Origin of the sequence: Paenibacillus sp. FSL R7-0345, assembly GCF_038595055.1 — a bacterium.
Lineage (GTDB): Bacteria > Bacillota > Bacilli > Paenibacillales > Paenibacillaceae > Paenibacillus_AQ.
Genome location: NZ_CP152002.1, coordinates 3,260,498 through 3,277,713, shown reverse-complemented (window position 1 = coordinate 3,277,713; position 17,216 = coordinate 3,260,498). Strand labels below are relative to the sequence as shown.

The 17,216-nt window shown below is 51.5% G+C and carries 14 protein-coding genes and 1 other annotated feature; of the genes, 1 reads left to right on the top strand and 13 read right to left on the bottom strand.

Translation table 11 applies throughout. The annotated features are described in order from the left end of the window. Window position 1 precedes the first annotated feature (1 nt). The 6 genes from NST84_RS13970 to NST84_RS13945 form a co-directional block, all read right to left on the bottom strand. On the bottom strand, window positions 2-766 hold the full coding sequence (locus NST84_RS13970; protein WP_342566146.1) for a TSUP family transporter: 765 nt from the start codon (window positions 764-766) through the stop codon (window positions 2-4). Window positions 767-796: 30 nt separating this feature from the next. After that, window positions 797-1,231, bottom strand: a complete 435-nt coding sequence (locus tag NST84_RS13965) for an NUDIX domain-containing protein (protein ID WP_342566145.1) — start codon at window positions 1,229-1,231, stop codon at window positions 797-799. 85 nt (window positions 1,232-1,316) lie between these two features. Beyond that, window positions 1,317-1,496 (bottom strand): hypothetical protein, encoded by a 180-nt coding sequence (locus tag NST84_RS13960; RefSeq protein WP_039873030.1) that lies wholly within the window; start codon window positions 1,494-1,496, stop codon window positions 1,317-1,319. 61 nt (window positions 1,497-1,557) lie between these two features. Further along, complete coding sequence (locus NST84_RS13955; RefSeq protein WP_342566144.1) at window positions 1,558-2,274, bottom strand: YebC/PmpR family DNA-binding transcriptional regulator; 717 nt, start codon at window positions 2,272-2,274, stop codon at window positions 1,558-1,560. Between the two features lie 92 nt (window positions 2,275-2,366). Then, window positions 2,367-3,926: a lysine--tRNA ligase gene (gene lysS, locus NST84_RS13950; RefSeq protein ID WP_342566143.1), complete on the bottom strand. Its 1,560-nt coding sequence runs from the start codon at window positions 3,924-3,926 to the stop codon at window positions 2,367-2,369. Window positions 3,927-3,988: 62 nt separating this feature from the next. Further along, window positions 3,989-4,255: a binding site (T-box leader), on the bottom strand. A gap of 71 nt (window positions 4,256-4,326) precedes the next feature. After that, a complete protein-coding gene (locus NST84_RS13945; protein WP_342566142.1) occupies window positions 4,327-4,683 on the bottom strand; it encodes a hypothetical protein in 357 nt (118 codons plus the stop codon). Window positions 4,684-4,837: 154 nt separating this feature from the next. Between NST84_RS13945 and NST84_RS13940 the strand changes: the two genes are divergently transcribed. Beyond that, window positions 4,838-5,572 carry a thermonuclease family protein gene (locus NST84_RS13940; RefSeq protein ID WP_342566141.1) on the top strand — a complete coding sequence of 245 codons (735 nt, stop codon included), beginning with the start codon at window positions 4,838-4,840 and terminating at the stop codon, window positions 5,570-5,572. A 408-nt stretch (window positions 5,573-5,980) separates the two neighbouring features. Here the strand turns inward: NST84_RS13940 and NST84_RS13935 are convergent, their stop codons facing one another. From NST84_RS13935 to NST84_RS13905, 7 genes are all read right to left on the bottom strand, one after another. Further along, window positions 5,981-7,099: a 5-methyltetrahydropteroyltriglutamate--homocysteine S-methyltransferase gene (locus NST84_RS13935; protein ID WP_342566140.1), complete on the bottom strand. Its 1,119-nt coding sequence runs from the start codon at window positions 7,097-7,099 to the stop codon at window positions 5,981-5,983. A gap of 15 nt (window positions 7,100-7,114) precedes the next feature. Then, complete coding sequence (locus NST84_RS13930) at window positions 7,115-8,047, bottom strand: LysR family transcriptional regulator (protein ID WP_342566139.1); 933 nt, start codon at window positions 8,045-8,047, stop codon at window positions 7,115-7,117. Window positions 8,048-8,131: 84 nt separating this feature from the next. Next, window positions 8,132-9,268, bottom strand: a complete 1,137-nt coding sequence (locus NST84_RS13925) for a phosphodiester glycosidase family protein (protein WP_342566138.1) — start codon at window positions 9,266-9,268, stop codon at window positions 8,132-8,134. Window positions 9,269-9,456: 188 nt separating this feature from the next. Beyond that, window positions 9,457-10,980, bottom strand: coding sequence for a TPM domain-containing protein (locus NST84_RS13920; protein WP_342566137.1), 1,524 nt, complete (start codon window positions 10,978-10,980; stop codon window positions 9,457-9,459). A gap of 627 nt (window positions 10,981-11,607) precedes the next feature. Next, window positions 11,608-11,916 (bottom strand): hypothetical protein, encoded by a 309-nt coding sequence (locus NST84_RS13915; protein ID WP_342566136.1) that lies wholly within the window; start codon window positions 11,914-11,916, stop codon window positions 11,608-11,610. Between the two features lie 63 nt (window positions 11,917-11,979). Then, on the bottom strand, window positions 11,980-16,464 hold the full coding sequence (locus tag NST84_RS13910; RefSeq protein ID WP_342566135.1) for a hypothetical protein: 4,485 nt from the start codon (window positions 16,462-16,464) through the stop codon (window positions 11,980-11,982). Beyond that, entirely contained in the window at window positions 16,451-17,209 is a 759-nt protein-coding gene (locus NST84_RS13905; protein WP_342566134.1) for a DUF6063 family protein, read from the bottom strand. Before NST84_RS13905 ends, NST84_RS13910 begins: the two co-directional genes overlap by 14 nt. Window positions 17,210-17,216 lie beyond the last annotated feature (7 nt).

Sequence of the window (17,216 nt, the reverse complement as noted above, 5' to 3'; positions counted from 1 at the left end):
TTTAGTGCATCGTATCCCAGATCTGCTTGCCGATCAAGATCACCGTCACAGCAATGAACAGCGGGCGGATATAGCCTGCACCCTTGCGGATCGCCACTTTGGAACCGATTAATGCCCCGGCAACCATCGGCACTCCGAGCAGCAGGCCGTAAGAGTAGCTGACCGAGCCCAGTGCAATGAAGGTAAGCAGACTGGAAATATTACTGGCAAAATTCAATACCTTGGCATTGCCGGCTGCCGTTACGAATTCAAAGCCCAGCATCAGGAAGGCAAAGATCAGAAACGATCCGGTACCCGGACCGAAAAATCCGTCGTAAAACCCGATGATCAGAGCGACCAGCATGCCAATCAGCCGTGTTTTTTTGCTGCTGCCTGAGAAGGTGGACACATCGCCCCAGGATTTTTTGAACAGGGTATAGATGGTAATCACCACCAGCATCACGATGACCAGCGGCTTCAGAAACTCCGACGGCACCTGCCGGACGGTAAATGAGCCAGCGACCGCTCCGGCAATAGAGAAGGGAATAAGCAGCTTAACCAGCTGAAAGTTAATTTTGCCTGATTTTATAAATGAGGCCGTACTGGTAAAAGAACACATGGTGCCTGCCAGCTTATTCGTACCGAGCAGCAGAGGCAACGGTATGCCCGCCGACAGCAGCGCGGGAATCGAGATCAGTCCGCCGCCGCCCACTACAGAATCAATAAACCCGGCCAGAAAACCGCAAACCACCAAAACAATAATCATTCCTGTACTAATATGATCCATCCCCGGCCCCCTGCTATCTCTATAAGTCTCTTAATCCCAGCCGGACTCCACAAACCATTCTCCACGCCCAAAGGTATCCATAGCCTTCGTAATAAAGGGAAGGGCATTGTCCGGGAGCTTGTCTATATCGTACCAGCCTAAATCGTCACATTTCTGCGGCTCCAAGTTGCTTATTTCTCCCGACCACTCTTTAGCCTGGAAGAAAAAATCAATCCGTTCCCCGCCCGCAGTCTTAATATGCATCGTCCCCAGCATGCGCAGCTCATCCGGATCGATCCGGATGCCTGTTTCCTCCCGCGCTTCCCGGATTGCCGCCATTTGCAGCGTTTCCCCGCCGTCCAGCTTCCCGCCGGGAAAACCATAATAACCGTCCATATGTCCTGTATTACAGCGTCTAAGCAGCAGCACCTGGCCGTCCTGGACAAGCATGATATGTACTACACTAAGCAACCGGAATTCCGCCATATTGGTTCTGTCCCTCCCCCGTAAAATAAAAAAAGAGCAGCAGGATCATCTCCTGCCGCTCCCTATATCCGTCTTGATGCAGTAGTCACTTATAAGAATTCTGTTCATTCTTCTTATAAGTTGTCTTGTCATCGCTAAGGGACTCCTTGCGGATGTCGAGCTTCTTCTGCTCCATTTGCTGTGCCTGCTGGCTGGTTACTGCCGCATGGTCAAGCTCATCCACAGTGTTCATCAGGTTCTTATCCGGTTTGGCGTGATCTGTCACTGCGCTGCCTCCTTAAGGTTACTAAAATGTTTCACCTTATTATGGCAGCCGGCAGCCCTGATTATTCGGAGTCAACGTTGTGATAAACCTGCTGTACATCATCGAGTTCTTCCAGTGCGTCGATCAGCTTCTCGAACTGGGCCTGAGCATCTTCCGGAATCTCCACATAGTTCTGTGGAAGCATCGTAAGCTCAGCTACGGTAAAGTCAGTAATACCGGCCCCGCGCAGCGTCTCCTGTACAGTATGGAACTGGTCAGGCTCAGCGTATACGATAACAGCCTCGTCCTCTTCCAGCACATCGCGCACATCAACATCGGCTTCAATGAGCAGCTCCATTACTTCTTCAGCGGATTTGCCTTCCACACCGATAACAGCTGTCGGATCAAACATATACGTTACTGATCCGCTGACGCCCATATTGCCGCCGTTTTTGCTGAATGCGGAACGGACAAGCGGTGCCGTGCGGTTCACGTTATTGGTCAATGCGTCGATGATGATCATCGAGCCGTTTGGACCGAAGCCTTCGTAACGCAGCTCCACATAGTTTTCGTCGCCGCTGCCTTTGGCTTTTTCCAAAGCGCGATCGATGATGGCCTTCGGTACATTATAAGTCTTGGCGCGTTCCAGAACGACCTTCAGTGCACGGTTCGATTCAGGGTCCGGTTCGCCTTTCTTCGCTGCTACATAAATCTCAACGCCAAATTTGGCGTAGACCTTACTTGTATTGGCATCCTTGGATGCTTTCTTCTCTTTAATATTATTCCATTTACGGCCCATAGTGTTCGACTCACTTTCCAACATAAGTTATAAACAGTCCGTTATATTATAACTCTCTTGGGACGATCCCGTAAAGGGCAACAGGGCTCCGTTTAGAAGTCCAGCAGCGCCAGCACACGCTCTTTGCCCAGTGCCTGAACAAGAACAGGAATTCTCGGGCCTTCCGGCTGCTGCAAAATCAGCTGATAAAGAATGGAAAACAGCGACTTCTGGTTGCTTCTCATCGTCTTTTTGTCAGCATCGTGACAAATGGCGTACACCTGCTGCATGAATTCTTTTTCATCGGAAAATCCGGTACGGAGCAAGCCGCAGAATGCCATAACCCGCTCCTGTTCGGCAGCTTCCAGCGATTGATACAGCACCCGGTCCGGACTGGTGTTCACCGTAACCAGCTTGTGCGGAGCATATTCTCTGATCCAGTGCTCAGCCCGTTCTGCGGTTTGCCGGAATAATCCTTCATTACCGCCGCTTCCGCCATCCTGGTTCAGCAGTTTTTGCAGAAGTGTGCAGTCCCAGTTGATCAGCGGCAGTAACGCCGCAGCCTGGCTGAAGCCCGGCGCTTCCGCATCAGCAGGATTTCGTAAGGTTAGTTCCAGAGCGGCACGGATGTCCTCACTCTCCAATTGTCCGGCGGCAAATGCTTTACGGTACCGTTCGAATTCCGTATAGTTCCGCAGCACATCCTCATCCAGGCCGATACTGAAGGCCGCATCCGGCTGGTATTTGGCGAACATAAACAGAATCGGCTCCGGCCCGTATACCTTCAGCAGGTCCTCCGGCGTATAGTTATGGCCAGACGAGCTGGACATTTTGGCATGACTGCCTTTAATGCTGATGAACTCATAGGGAACGTAATACGGCGGCTGATTTCCGAATATTTTCTTCGCCATGACCTTGGCAACATTATAGCTCCCCGTCTCGGATGAATGATCCCGGCCGCCCGGCTCGAACACAACCTGCTCCATCCCCCAGCGCATCGGCCAGTCTATTTTCCAGTGCAGCTTGATGTTTGAGGCTTGCGGAACGTGCAGCGTATTGTAGCAGCCGCATTTGCAGCTATAAATGATGTCCTCTGACTCCCCGTCAAAAGCGTGCACGCTGGTCGTATCTTTTCCGCAACGCTCGCAGTAGACCTGAATCGGGTAAAAGGCCGCCCGGTCCTCCTCTGTGGCTTTGCCTGTTTTGAACATCATCAGAATATCGTATATTTCCCCTCTGCTGCGCAGGGCATGGAGTATGGCCTGATTATATCGGTCCGACTGATATTCACGGCTCTGGTAGATAAATTCAGGTAGGATGCCAAAAGCGCCCAATGCCTGTTCAAACTCCTGCTCGTAGTGCTCAGCATAGGAAGTATGGCCGCCGCATGGACATGGGACCTTGGTGTACGGCAGGCCGATATACTGCTCATAAGAAGCATCCAGCTGTGCCGGAACTTTACGGAACCGGTCGAAATCATCCCACGAAAAGATAAAACGCACTTTTTTACCTGCTTGCTGCAGCGCCCGTGTAACGAAATAGGTGGTGACGATCTCGCGGAAATTGCCGATATGAACCGAGCCTGACGGGCTGATGCCCGAGGCGCATACAAAAGTCTGACGGTCCGGATGATTACTAATTAAGTCGTTTGCGATTTTTTGTGCCCAATGCATATTAATGATCTCCTCTGTATTGTAGTAAAAAAACAAAAAAGCCCCCGCCTCAAGATTGTCATCTTGAGGACGGGAGCTGTCATAAGCACCGTGGTACCACCTCTGTTCGCGGACATGTTGCCAGGACCGCCTCTTCGGGTACGGCCATCACGCTTATACCCTAGCTCTTTAACGGGAGCTCCCGTCATATCATCCTTGAGTGTCTGACACTCAATTCCATATGCAGCTCAGAGACTTTATTCGTCAGGCACATTGCTGCTCCATTTCACCGGGCTGGAGCTCTCTGGGAACAACGTTTGCTTAACTACTCTTCTCATCATCGCTTTTCTTATCCAATTAAACCTATTTAAACATGATTTGAGGTGCTTTTTCAAGCTGAAATTTCAGGCTACAATTCAAACTACAGCTCAATGAAAAAGATTTTGAATACGCCTAAGTAACGCTTCTTCGCAGTGATATCACCAAGAAAGGTCGTGTTGTCCTGAATGTCCGGAAGACTAAAAACGGAAAAAACTATGTAGTTATCTCTCCCTGCAATATTCTCCACCAGCGGCCGCACCACAGTCTGATTAAGACCTTCAGGCAGCGGCGTGCCCAGCATTTCCTGCAGATCATCCGCAGCATATTCCGCAAAATCCTCAATGGACGGATTAAGCAGCGCAAGCACTCCTGCCAAAATTATTAGCACAATGAACAGATTCCTGATTCTTCCCGGCCTGGCCCGGCGCTCCACCCGCTGATCAACATATGGATCCATATCATCCCTCCTGCTAAAACAATAATTCATTTGGTGATATATGTAAATGATGTTTTGTGTTGGATCTAACCAATGCTGAATGTTACTGACGGGTATTCAATGCTGCTATTTTCTGCTACACTGGCTTAACTATTGTTACAGAGGAGCTATTTGCATGATACTGAAGGAATCTTTTGCGCCACTATTTCTGTTGTTCACCCTATTAGCAATCATCGTCTGGATGATCAGCCTGGTAAAGCCGTCGCTTTTCACACGCAGGAGTTCAAACGCACCTGTCCGGAAATCGCGTAAGCAAGTTAACACACTCTCCCTTCTTGCCGGTGCTGTAAGTTTTGTCTTTTTTGTTGTTACAGCGCCTGGAACCTCACTGCTTGAAAAAGCTGAATCTATACTGAATTCTATCAACGATAGCGAAGTTACCAGTACATACGCACCCGCTTCCGGCTTAATGGAAGCCGAAGTCACCTCGATCACCGACGGCGACACCTTCCGTATCCGGACTGATGACGGTGATACTGAAAAGGTACGCATGCTGCTGATTGATACCCCGGAAATAGGAGACAAGCCTGAGCCCTATGCTCTGGAGGCGCGTGACTTTACCACAGAGCTGCTTAAAGGACAGACCGTACAGCTTGAGTTTGACGAATCGGAGCGCGATCAATACGGCCGGCTGCTGGCCTATGTATATGTGAATGAGCAGATGGTAAATGAGCTGCTGCTTGAACAGGGACTGGCCAGAGTGGCTGTTTTCCCGCCGGATACCAGATATGTAGATGACTTTCGGGAAATTGAAACGAAGGCTCGTGAAGCGAAACTCAGAGTCTGGAGTATCGACAACTACGTGACTAACAGAGGATTTGATGCAGATGCGGCGGCGGCTGGGCAGTAGGTCGTGAGTGGTTCCGATGGCTGATAGGGAGTTAGTTGGCTAATTGTCCATTTAGTTTGGTTAGCAGGTTATAGTAAGGTACTGACGGGTAACTCACATTTAGCAGATACCCGGGATAATTGCACTTTTTACAACTAAAACACCGGTTTTTCCCCGAAACTATGATTTAAGTGTAGTCTGTACAACTATAACTCCGTCATAAGCTCATTTTCGTCATTTCGGGCAGAAATAGCTGCACAAACTACATTTAATCGGAGCCGGAGCTGACTTTCATGCTTTTTAAGTGTACAAAGTGCAGCTATTCGTTCGTCTCAGCTTTCAGCGGACCGGACAGCTAAAAGACCCGGCAAAACAACAAATAGGGATGTCCCGGCGCCGCTCAGGCTGACCGGAACATCCCTATTCTTTTTATATCCACACTTCATTCGCGGTCTCGATAATGAGCCGGATTTTGTCCCACTGCTCTTCCTCGGTTAGAATATTGCCTTCCTCGGATGATGCGAAGCCGCATTGCGGGCTAAGGCACAGCTTGTCGATATCCACATACTCTGCCGCCTCGGCGATCCGCAGCTTCAGCTGCTCCTTATTCTCCAGCCCGCCATGCTTGGTTGTGACAAGCCCCAGCACCACGAATTGGTCCTTGATGAACCGCAGCGGCGCGAAGTCACCCGAGCGTTCATTATCGTATTCCAGGAAAAAAGCATCTACCTGCGCACCGCCGAACAGTACCTCGGCAACCGGCTCATAGCCGCCGGCCGCGAACCAGGTTGAACGCAGATTACCGCGGCACACATGCAGCGCAATCGTCATGTCCTCCGGCTTATCAGCGATACTCTCGTTAATCAGCCGCACATAGTCCCGGGCCAGCTGATCCGGATCTACGCCTCTGCTCCGCAGATGGGCGCGGTGCCTGCCGCTCGACAGTGTCCCCCAGGTTGTATCATCCATTTGCAGATAACGGCAGCCTGCTTCATAAAAAGCCCGGATTGCATCACGATACACTGTGATAATATCCTGAAACAGCTGATCCCGGTCGGGATAAACCTCATTCCCGTTGTAATCCTGCACGAAATGAAACAGCGACGGGGCAGGTATTGTCATTTTGGCCATTGTATCGCCGGCCATCTGCTGCAGCTTCATGTAATCCGCTAACATCGGGTGATCGCCGAATGATATTTTCCCGGTAATCTTGAAGCTCTCTGCCCGCTGTGCATTTTCTTTGGCCGGGTTATTGCTTTGATTAAGCGTGATCTTGTGTGTGCCTTCTATGCCCAGAAAAAAATCAAGATGCCACCAGGAACGGCGGAACTCGCCGTCGGTAACGGCTTTAAGGCCAAGCGCCTTTTCCTGCTTCAGCAGTTCGGCAATCTCCTGGCTCTCAATCTCCTGAAGCTGTGCGGCCGTTATCTCTCCCTGCTCAAATAAGCTGCGCGCTGTCTTGATGCCTTCACTGCGCAAAAAGCTGCCCACGATATCGTAGCGAAAGGGCGGGGCATTTCTGGCTGAACCGGTAATTGGACTGATCATACGGCCCTCCTGCTGTTATAGTAAGAACTGATTCATGTCAAAATAGCTGCTGGCGACCAGATCGTTCAGCAGATCAATATAAGCGGACATAATTTCACTCGGCTTACGGTCTTTATGGGCAATCCAGCCGACAGTAAACACTTCATTGCTGTCATACGGTATGGTCACCATTCCGTTGCCGTTCAGATCAGAGGCCATAATGCCGGTTCCGATCGTATAGGCATCACTGCCGAGCAGCAGGTTAGACAGAGTGGCCCGGTCCGTTACTTTAACGTTTTTCTCAATCTGCGTAAAGCTGAGCATTTCTTCCGAGAAGTGTAAGGAATTATTATCCCCCTGCTCAAAAGTAATGTACGGAAACGGTAAAATATCTTCCAGCACAATAGTCTCTTTTGCAGCCAGGGCATGACCGGTCCTGACATACACATGCGGGTTAGTATTAAACAGCGGTGTGAATTTGAGATTTCCGTCACTGAACAACTTGTTCATTACCTTATAATTGCTCTCGTTGATGTACAGGATGCCAAGATCGCTGCGCAGGGTGCGCACATCCTCAATAATTTCATAGGTCTGCGTCTCCCGCAGGCTGAAGTTGTATTCGGCAAGCTTCCGCTCCTTCATCAGACGCACAAAAGCATCTACAACAAAGGCGTAGTGCTGTGTGGACACGGAAAAATAAACCGGACTGCGCTTCTTCCCGGTGTACCGGTTCTCCATGAACTCGGTCTGCTCGATAATTTGCCGGGCATAGCCCAGAAACTCCATGCCTTCAGCTGATATGCTGATTCCCCGGTTGGTCCGTTCAAAAATAGTAATTCCCAGCTCGCTCTCCAGTTCCTTGATCGCATTGGAGAGACTGGGCTGCGACACAAAAAGCCGTTTGGCCGCTTCGTTCATCGAGCCGCTGTTCGCAATCTCAATGGCATAGCGGAGCTGCTGCAATGTCAAACCTGTTCCCCCTCTTACCTAAGGCTGATGCCTGTACGAATCTGGCTTATACTAGGTAGCATACCTTTAATTCCGGTCATATGTCTACTGGGTCCGTTTCTTGGCGGCATCGATCTGGGACGGATCAAGACCCTCCCAGATATTTTTAATCTGCGCCTGCTCCGGATGTTCGAATACGAGAAAAGCTGTCGGTAAATAACGTTCGCCATATTGTGAGGATGGTTTGTTGACGATCTGATTATCTTTTACCAGAACAGTCGATGAACCGCCGTCCAGATTAGCAGCAATCACAGCGCCATGCTTGAGCATGATCTGCTGGACATCGTACAGGTTGGCCCCGATGCTGTAGCCCGGCTGTCTGCCGTCAATCACGACAAACAGCAGCGCCCCGTCGGCACGCTGGCCCATGGCCGTTCTTGGAGCGATCCCCCAGCCTTCGGCAGCGTTTTTGATCAGGCCTTTGCCGTTCACGATGATCCGCGGCTGAAATGAAACGGCCTCCTGAACCTCAAGCTTGCTCAGCTCTTCCAGTGAATAGTTGCCGGCAATCATTTTTCCCTGTCTATCGAGCCCGACGATCTGTGTGGACGTTTTTCCCCCGAGCCCGTTATAAAAAAGCTTACCCTGAGAAATTACAAGCCCAATTGGCTTAAATCCGTTACCGCTCCAGTTGGGATCAGCGAACCCTCCGCCGTTCACGCCGGCAATCGCACCGGTACGCGCTACCATGCTGGATACCTTTTCACCGGAGCCTACTTTATTCGGAATACCCAGCCGGACCTTGGTAGGATCATTAACAATCATTATATAACCTGCATATCCGGTTCCACTTACCTCCTCAATTTCCACTAACGGTTTCTCTTCCGGGGCTTCGACATCTGCTTGAGGTTCGGGTGTTGCAATGATGTGGGTATCTACCTCGTCCCCCATATCATCAAAGCGCTGGTTATACTCTGCGACTCTGTTCTTCAGCTCATTTTCGCCGATTATATATTTAGCCATATAACGGTGCTGTGTTGTAATCAAAGTATCTGCAATCAGGTAGCGGACATTATGGGCAGAAGGTGCAAAATACAGCCAGCCCATGCCAATCGTCAGCATCAGCAGGCAGAACATAAATACTCTGGTAAGTTTGCGCAGAAAGCTCACTTTCTTGCGTTTCTTTTTGACGGGTTTCTTCTTGTTGGCGCTTGAGCGCTGGGGCAAAGATGAAGTACTCACTGCTAGGTTCCTCCCTGGTCATGCATATCATGCAAAAAGTGGTAGTCTCACATTCTCCCATGATAGACGATCTTCCGGGAGCAAAGGTTTCAGTATTTTCACTTTATTATCCATATTCTGTAACATAAAAAGAAAACCCTCTTGTTGAAGAGGGCTTTGCAAACGGAATTATCCACTTCCTTTTAGCATTAGCCGTGTCTGCCGACTCCGCCGCCGCTGCTCGCATTGCCTCCGCCCCCGCCAGAGGAGCTGGAGGAGGAGGAGGAGCGTGAGGATCTGTCATCATCGTCATTACGAGAAGAGTACCGGCCGCTTCCGCCGCCGCTGCTGTATCCTCCTCCGCCATGATTTGTTTCGCTGCTGGAGTAGCGTCCGGCTCCGCCGCCGCTGCTCGACCCGCCGCCGCCGTGATTAGTGTTCCAGAAACTGCTGCGGCTTTGTTGAGGCTCAGTGTTATTGTAGTGAGCCGTTCTGCGGCGCGGACGGTGACGCCGGTTATACCAGCGGCTGCCATAGCCGTATCCCGGCTGGCCGTGCCACGTTCCGTAGCGGCGGATATTGCGCCGGCTGTACGGATTAACAGGCAAGCCATAGCGGGCGATGTGACTGTTCCGGCGTGAGAATGCCAAGCTGATCAGGCCAAGAACACCTAGAAATATGCCTACTACCGCAAAGCCTTTGCCTTTGGATATAGGTTCAGAGACAGTTTCTACAGCTTCAATGGACGCTGTGGCTTGATTCGTAACAGCTTCTGCAGCTTCTGCAGCTCCGGATGACGCCTGGTCCGCTGCCGGACTGTGATCAGCCCTGGCCAGAAAAAAGCTAAAAAACTCATTGGCCGCCGCAGTCACCCCGGCCGCATAATTTTTGGCGGCAAATTGCGGTTCCAGCGCTTTGTTCAGGATCTCTCCGACCACAGTATTTGTCAGCGTGGTATCCACATCCCGGCCTTGCAGAACATGATAATTGTCGCCTTCAATGTCGAGCACAAGCATCACATCTCTGGGACCGGCGCCTACCGAGGCATATTTGGCGTATGTGTAATCCTGCAGGGTTTTCCCCCCGGGATTCTTAACTGTTACAAAGTAAATACCGCTGCCGGTTGTAGTCTTGTAACGGTTGCTGGACTGATTAAGATAAAGTCTTGTAACCTGCGGCAGGACTCCCGCATTATCAGCTACAAAATTCCGCGTACCCAGCGGCTCCGTCCATACCCCGCCCAGGCTTTCAATTAAAGCACCGTAAGTTTTGCGTGCCCCGGCCGCATACTCTTTGCGGGCAAAATCCGGCTCCAGGGACTGGGCAAGAATCTGCGAGAGCATGCTGTCCGTTAGCGAGTTCTTCAGTCCGTCACCCTGCAGCACCCAGTAATTGTCATCTTTAACCGAGAGCAGCAGCAGTACACCGTTATCCTTATCAGCCGAGCCGATTCCCCAGTTATTAAAAAGCGTCTTCGCATACTCCTCCATTGAAGCTCCACCGGTGGAATCCACCGTAACCAGCACCACCTGCGCCCCCGTCTCCTGATGCAGCTTTACACCATAGTTGACCATATAATTTTCTGCTTTCAGGTCAATGACCCCGGCAAAGTCATTCACATAAAATGCATCCATATGCTCCGGCACAGCCGGCTTAGCCCAGCCTGTCCCCGGCAGCAGCATGACACTCAGCAGCATCGCAATTAGCGTAAACATAATCCCTTTGTGCTTCATCTGAATCCCCCTGCTTGTCTATTCTACCTTTAATATCGGTCCTGTCTGCGGATATTGTTAAAAATCTACAATTTCTACAGCCAGAAGTTAATGCTGTCCGCAACTCTTGCTAACCCGGCTACAGTACATTTTTACTCGACAACAATAAATCTGCATGATACGTTTAACGTTCGAAGAGTAAATAATTGGATAATAAGGAGCTGCATAATGAAGAACAATGTAAATCTGCTTTATTGCTTGCTGGGAAGCTTCATCCTCGCTTTGCTAAATCACCCGGTGCTTAGCGCAGCAAGACTTGGAATATTTCCGTCCGGCTACGGCTCGAGTATGTTTGGCATAATATTTGTTTTAGTAACTGACATACTCGCATTTGCAGGCTATCTGCTACTAATTATATGCTGTATTCTATTACTCATTACTAATATTAATCTCAAGAAAAATAATAATAGAAGATAATAAGCGGATCGCGGGCGGAACCAGCGGATAGAGGGCCGGAATCAAATGCCTTTTTGCCTTTGATTTGCTTCTTTCGGCCGCGTGGGCCAGAATCAAATGCCTTTTTGCCTTTGATTTGCCTCTTTCGGCCACGCAGGCCGGAATCAAAGGCCTTTTTGCCTTTGATTTAGCTCATTCGGCTGCGCAGGCCCGAATCAAAGGCCTTTTTGCCTTTGATTTGCTTCTTTCGGCGCGTGGGCCCGAATCAAAGGCCTTTTTGCCTTTGATTTGCCTCTTTCGGCCGCGTGGGCCCGAATCAAAGGCCTTTTTGCCTTTGATTGGCCTCATTCGGCCGCGCGGGCCAGAATCAAAGGCCTTTTTGCCTTTGATTTGCTTCTTTCGGCCGCGTGGGCCCGAATCAAAGGCCTTTTTGCCTTTGATTTGCTTCTTTCGGCCACGCAGGCCGGAATCAAAGGCCTTTTTGCCTTTGATTTGCTTCACCACACACCCTAACTCAAAACAAACCCGCCAGGCATCTGCCAGACGGGTCTTATTAATGTACAGCTAGAACAACGACGCGGGAATCATCTTCCTGCCGCCTTTTATCAAAGTAGACTCCAGCATCTCACCCTTGTCTCCGCCAAAGTACAGCTGCCAGTAGACGCCGAACCGCACACTGACATCATTCTTCACCAGCTCCGGCGGCGTCACAATCAGCCACTGGAACCTCAGCGCCTTGGAGATCTCGAATACGGGATCAAGCACGTTGTTCGAGACCATCTCGCCGAACGGGTTATCGTAGAGGAAGACAGTCCAGCCCTTGTTCTCGCGGTTGACCCGTTTATGGGTCATGATCATCATCGCGACAAGCAGCTGTACCGACTGGCGCTGACCGCCGCTGCCGACCGCTTCGTCAAGCGCGCCGCGGTTGATGACCTCCCAGTCGGAATAGTGGAATTCCTCCGGCGCCGCATACAGGAAGTAATTCTCCGTAACCGGCTTGTACACCTGAAGCACCGGGAAGCGGTTCTGCATGGCTGCGTATACGAGCTTGCCGTCATTGATCAGCTCCTTAACCGCTGCCGCCGGCACCTGCTCGATCTTCGGATATTTCTCCAGCAGGCTGCTGATGCAGCGGTTGAAATAGTCGCTAACCAGCGGCTCAATGTCATCTGTTGTCTTGGGCACGCTAATATGCTTATAATTCAGCTTCACCAGCGGAAAGGCATGACCGTTCTCGTTGTGAATAATCATCCGGCGCTCCATGCGCTTGAGGATATCCGTAATCTGTACGACCCGCTTGGCCGCGCGTCCGACCCATAGCTTGCGTGAGAGCTCCATGCTCTCTTTGTCGCTGCGGATGCTCTCAATCTGGTCGCGTGAGCTTTGCAGCATTGAATCCAGCACCTGCCCGGCAATAAAGAAGTCTTCCCAGTGGACGGTGTTCAGCCGTTCCTGGATTTTGGTCTCCAGCTCACTGTTCCAGCCGCACTTGGCCAGCTTGCTGCTCAAGTCATTTTTCTCTTCTTTTACTTTACGGGTAAGTTCAGTCCGCTGTGCGCGGCTTTCTTTACTCTGCAGCAGCCAGTCAGCAACCATACGTTCACAGCTATCGCGCACCTGAAGCTGTACCTCCTCCGGTACATCACGGAGCTGAACGCGGCCCTCCACATGAGTGTCAAGAATCTGTCGCTGATTGCCCAGTGTCTGCAGCCATTGATCCACAGCAGAGAGCCGTTGTTTGCACAAATGTAACTGCCGTTCATTCTCACGGGTATCCTCCGTAATCTCCTGCTCCTTGACAGAGAGCGTGTCAGTCCATATTTCAACAGGCCGTTCATGCTTCTCCTTGATCGTCTTTTCCGTTTTGCGCAGTTCCTTCTGCAGGTTCTCAAGAATCGTCTGGCAGCGGATGTAGGATTCGCGTACGTTCTGGTAATCCTCCTCCAGATACACCGTCTCATTCTTCTGCCGCACCCGCGCTGCAGCTATTGCTTCTGGTGAATCCTGCGGCTCGGGCGCTTTTTGCCAGTCGCGGTCAACCTGATAGACAGCAGCTTCAAGCTCATTAAGCTGTTCGCCTGCACGCTTGATGTTCCCCTGCCGTGTACGGATTTCCAGCTCATTATGAGTCAGCGATTGCTGCAGGCTTTCTACTGTACTTAACAGCTGCAGCATTTTATTCTGTGTATCGGGGCTTATCTCGGCCTCAGCCAAGTCCGTTTCAGCCTGACGGTCATTAGGGAAAACAAGCTCCGGGAACCAGCTCTGCAGCCTTGGGAACAGTGAATAGCGGGTGTCGCCGATCCACTGCTCCCGCAGCTGTGCCGCACTCTCCATCTCCGTCTTCAGCTGTACCAGTCCCTGGTCTTTAACTGAGATTTCTTTATTCAACGCCTGCCTGCGGTCAACTGCTCTCTGCTTGTCTTTATAATCCTGTTCCTGCTTCCGGGTCCGCTCTTCCCACAGCCGCAAAGCCTGGGCTCTTTGCTCCAGTCCGGCCTTTTCCTGCTCGTATTCATTAAGCTCCTTCTGACTGGATGCAAGCAGTTCGTCATTCTCACCGATCTCTGTCTTTAGACCGGACACCGCTGTATCCAGCTCTTTAAGGACCAGCTCCAACTCACGGAGCTTAGCTTTCAAGCTTACCGTATGCTCGCCCTGGAACAGCCGCTCAAACTCCTGCCGGGCTGTCTTCAGCTTGGATAAATAATTTTCCGCATCCTGAAGCTCTTCTTCTTTCTCCTTCAGCCGGGAGGCAATTCCGCGCTTCCAGTCATTGAACTGCTCCGGCTGCAGAACCATCTGCGGCCCCTGATTTGCCAGCAGGAGGAACGGTTCCACGGCTGCTGCTCCTCCCATTTCCTCGCGGATAAAGACAGGGACAGCCGATTTAAGAATGACACTCTTCAATGCGTCCGTCGGAACTTTGTCCGCTTCGCGCTGTGTAACAATCAGACCGTATGGGAGCAGCGGATGACGCCCAAGCTCTTCTTCACGGTGCAGATAACTCAGGTCATTCAGGTAAGAGCTGCCGGGTATGGAGCTGATTTTGAGTGCATCCAGTCTGTCCTTGACTGTAAGCACATCTGCATTAGGCAGCCAATAAGCTTCCTGCTGCAGCTCTACGTCAAGCTGCTGGTGATAGAACTCCCTGCGCAGCCGCTTGGTCTGCTGCTCAGTATCTTCCAGCCTGCGGATGAACCGCTCATGGATCAATGCTTTTGCTTCAAACAGCGCTGTTGCCCCCAGCACCTGATGCTCTTCGTACAGCTCAAGCAGTACAACAAGCTGGGACCACATCTGCGATTCCCGGCCCATCTGCGCTTCCAGCTGATTTTGCAGCCCGTCCGCTTGGCGCCGTTCAGCGGTAAGCTTAGCCTGAAGCTCCGCCAGGTTTGTGCGCAGGCTGAGCTTACGCGCTTCCCCATGACCACGCAGAGCAGTGCGTTCAGCAATTGAATCCGCAATAGTATTGGCGGCCATAAGTGTCCTCTGCAGCGCCTGTCCCGGCGCACCGGCTGCCTCCAGTCCATGCCGCGAGGCAAATACGCCCGCTTCCTCGGTGAACTGACGAATGGAGCCGGTAAGCTCATTAATCCGGCTTTCCAGTCCGCCCAGCTCCAGAACATAGCTCTCCCGCTCTTTACGCAGCCCGGCTTCTTCAGCCGTGAGTGCCAGCCGGCGGCCTGCAAATCCGGAAAGCTGCTGCTGCCACAGCCGGAAAACCTGATCCCACTGCAGGCGCAGCTCCGCCTTGGCGCTCTGGATAACCTCCTGCCGCTCCTTCATTTCAAGCGAGCCTTCGATCGCTTCAATTTCCTTCTGCCATTGAGTGACTTCACGCTTATGCACCTGGCGTTTGGCCAGATATTGCGCTACTTCCAGACGTTTCTCCTGCTCTTTGGATTCATCAAGCCGCGAACGCGCACGTCCCTGGTTATCGCTGATGGCTTTGAACTCTTCCTGCTTCGTGTCATGCTCCTCTTTGCTGCGCAGGTAGCTCAGGTTATCCGCCTCAAAGCGCAGCTGCCGCGCCTCAGTCTGCAGTCGGACAAGCTCGTCGGCTTGTCTGCCCCGGTTGTCTTCGGCTGATCTCAGCTCGTCATAAATGACCGTATAAATCTGCCGGCCTAGCAGCTCCGTCTCCTGAAAGCTCCGCTCCGCTTCCGCACCCTGCTTGACCAGCTCATGCAGCGGAGCAGCCAGCGCCGTGAACTCGGCAAAAGCTTTCTCCCGCTGCTCCAGCATCGGCAGCCGCTGGGCGACCGTTGCCGTGTCGGTGAACATCCGCTGAAGGGAACCGTCCTCCTCACGCGCCCCGTCATTCAGGCTGGAGCCGATCTCCGGAATAATGAGCTTTTCGAACAGATTGTGGTTCGTGAAGGCATCATTTTTCTGAAAATAGCCCTTGATCCCGCCCTCTTCACCGTTAATCTTCTTCATATTGCGCCATTCGCCGATGTGGATATCCCGTCCGGCCAGAAACGCATAATATTTCTTCAGCTCCGCTTGGCTGCTTCCGTAGTATACGATCTCGTTGCGCCGTTCCCGTACAAACTGCTGAATCGCCTCAAAGCTTGCCGGACCGCCCTCCTCAGCATTGTAGAGAGGGAGTGTAGATAATGTAATATCCGCATGCTCATCGTATTCGGTCAGTGTATACAGCAGATAATCAACCTTGATCTCAAGCTGATCCGCCGAGCTATGCGCTGTCATGGCAATCCCGGTGGTAATGTATTCATTACGGTCACCGGAGTCCAGCTTCCATTCAATGGCGACGTGGAAAGTATACGGCTTCAGCTGTTTTTTGTGATTATGGAAAAAAGCCTCGACTTGATTCTCGTTGTCCTTCCCCCATGAAGTCTTCGGAATCAGCAGCTGAAAAATCGACTGCAGCAGCACCCCTTTCCCGCCGCCGTTCATCAGAGTAATCAGGGTATTAGCCGGCCCCTCGTCGTTGCAGAGGTCAAGCACCATATCGTCGTATTTCTTGAGCATTTTCTCATACTTCAGTCCGGCGATCCGGATCCGTTCAATGCGAGGCATGGGCGTCCCCCTCCTTCTCCGCCAGTGTGCTGCCGATGAGCGCCTTCAGCTCTTTGTAGCGTTCTACATCGTGATACAGGTAACGCATCCGTTCGTACAATTCCTCGCGCGGGAAAATCCGTTTTTCATTCTCGGAAATGAACACCAGATGCTCGTCCTCCAGCAGCTTCATCCCTTCATGGATTAAGCCGATCCGGGAACCGGAGCCTCTAGAGAGTGTATCGGCATCCTCCTGGCTTTTGGTCTGCATATACAGGCTGGCCCACACCTTGTACATTGCCTGGATATCGAGCCGCCACTGCTTGCTGAACTTGCCCTCTTCATCCATTTCATACCAGGCCTTCAAAACGGCCGATACCTGATCAGCCAGCTGGATGTAAGACATACTGTCCTGCCCGGGTTTAAAATGCTGCTCATCCTGGTCCATTTCCGCCAAAAACACTAGAATGATAACGTTGATAATATGTAAATGCGTCTTGCGTTCAATCCGTGAATATTTATTGCGCAGCTGGGTGAAGTTGGTCGCAAAGCCCGAGCCCAGCGGATTAACCAGCAGATGCAGGCGGTGACCGGAGTTCATGATCCGGCAGCCTCCCTCTTTGGCCAAATATTGCAAAGCATCATAAGCGCCCGTGTCCTGCAGACACTCCGCTGCAGCCGGATCATCCAGTGAAATCACTTTCCGCCGCAGCAGATCAAAAAAGAGCCGTGACGCCTGCTGCAGTTGTTCCAATGTATAACTCATGCTCTAT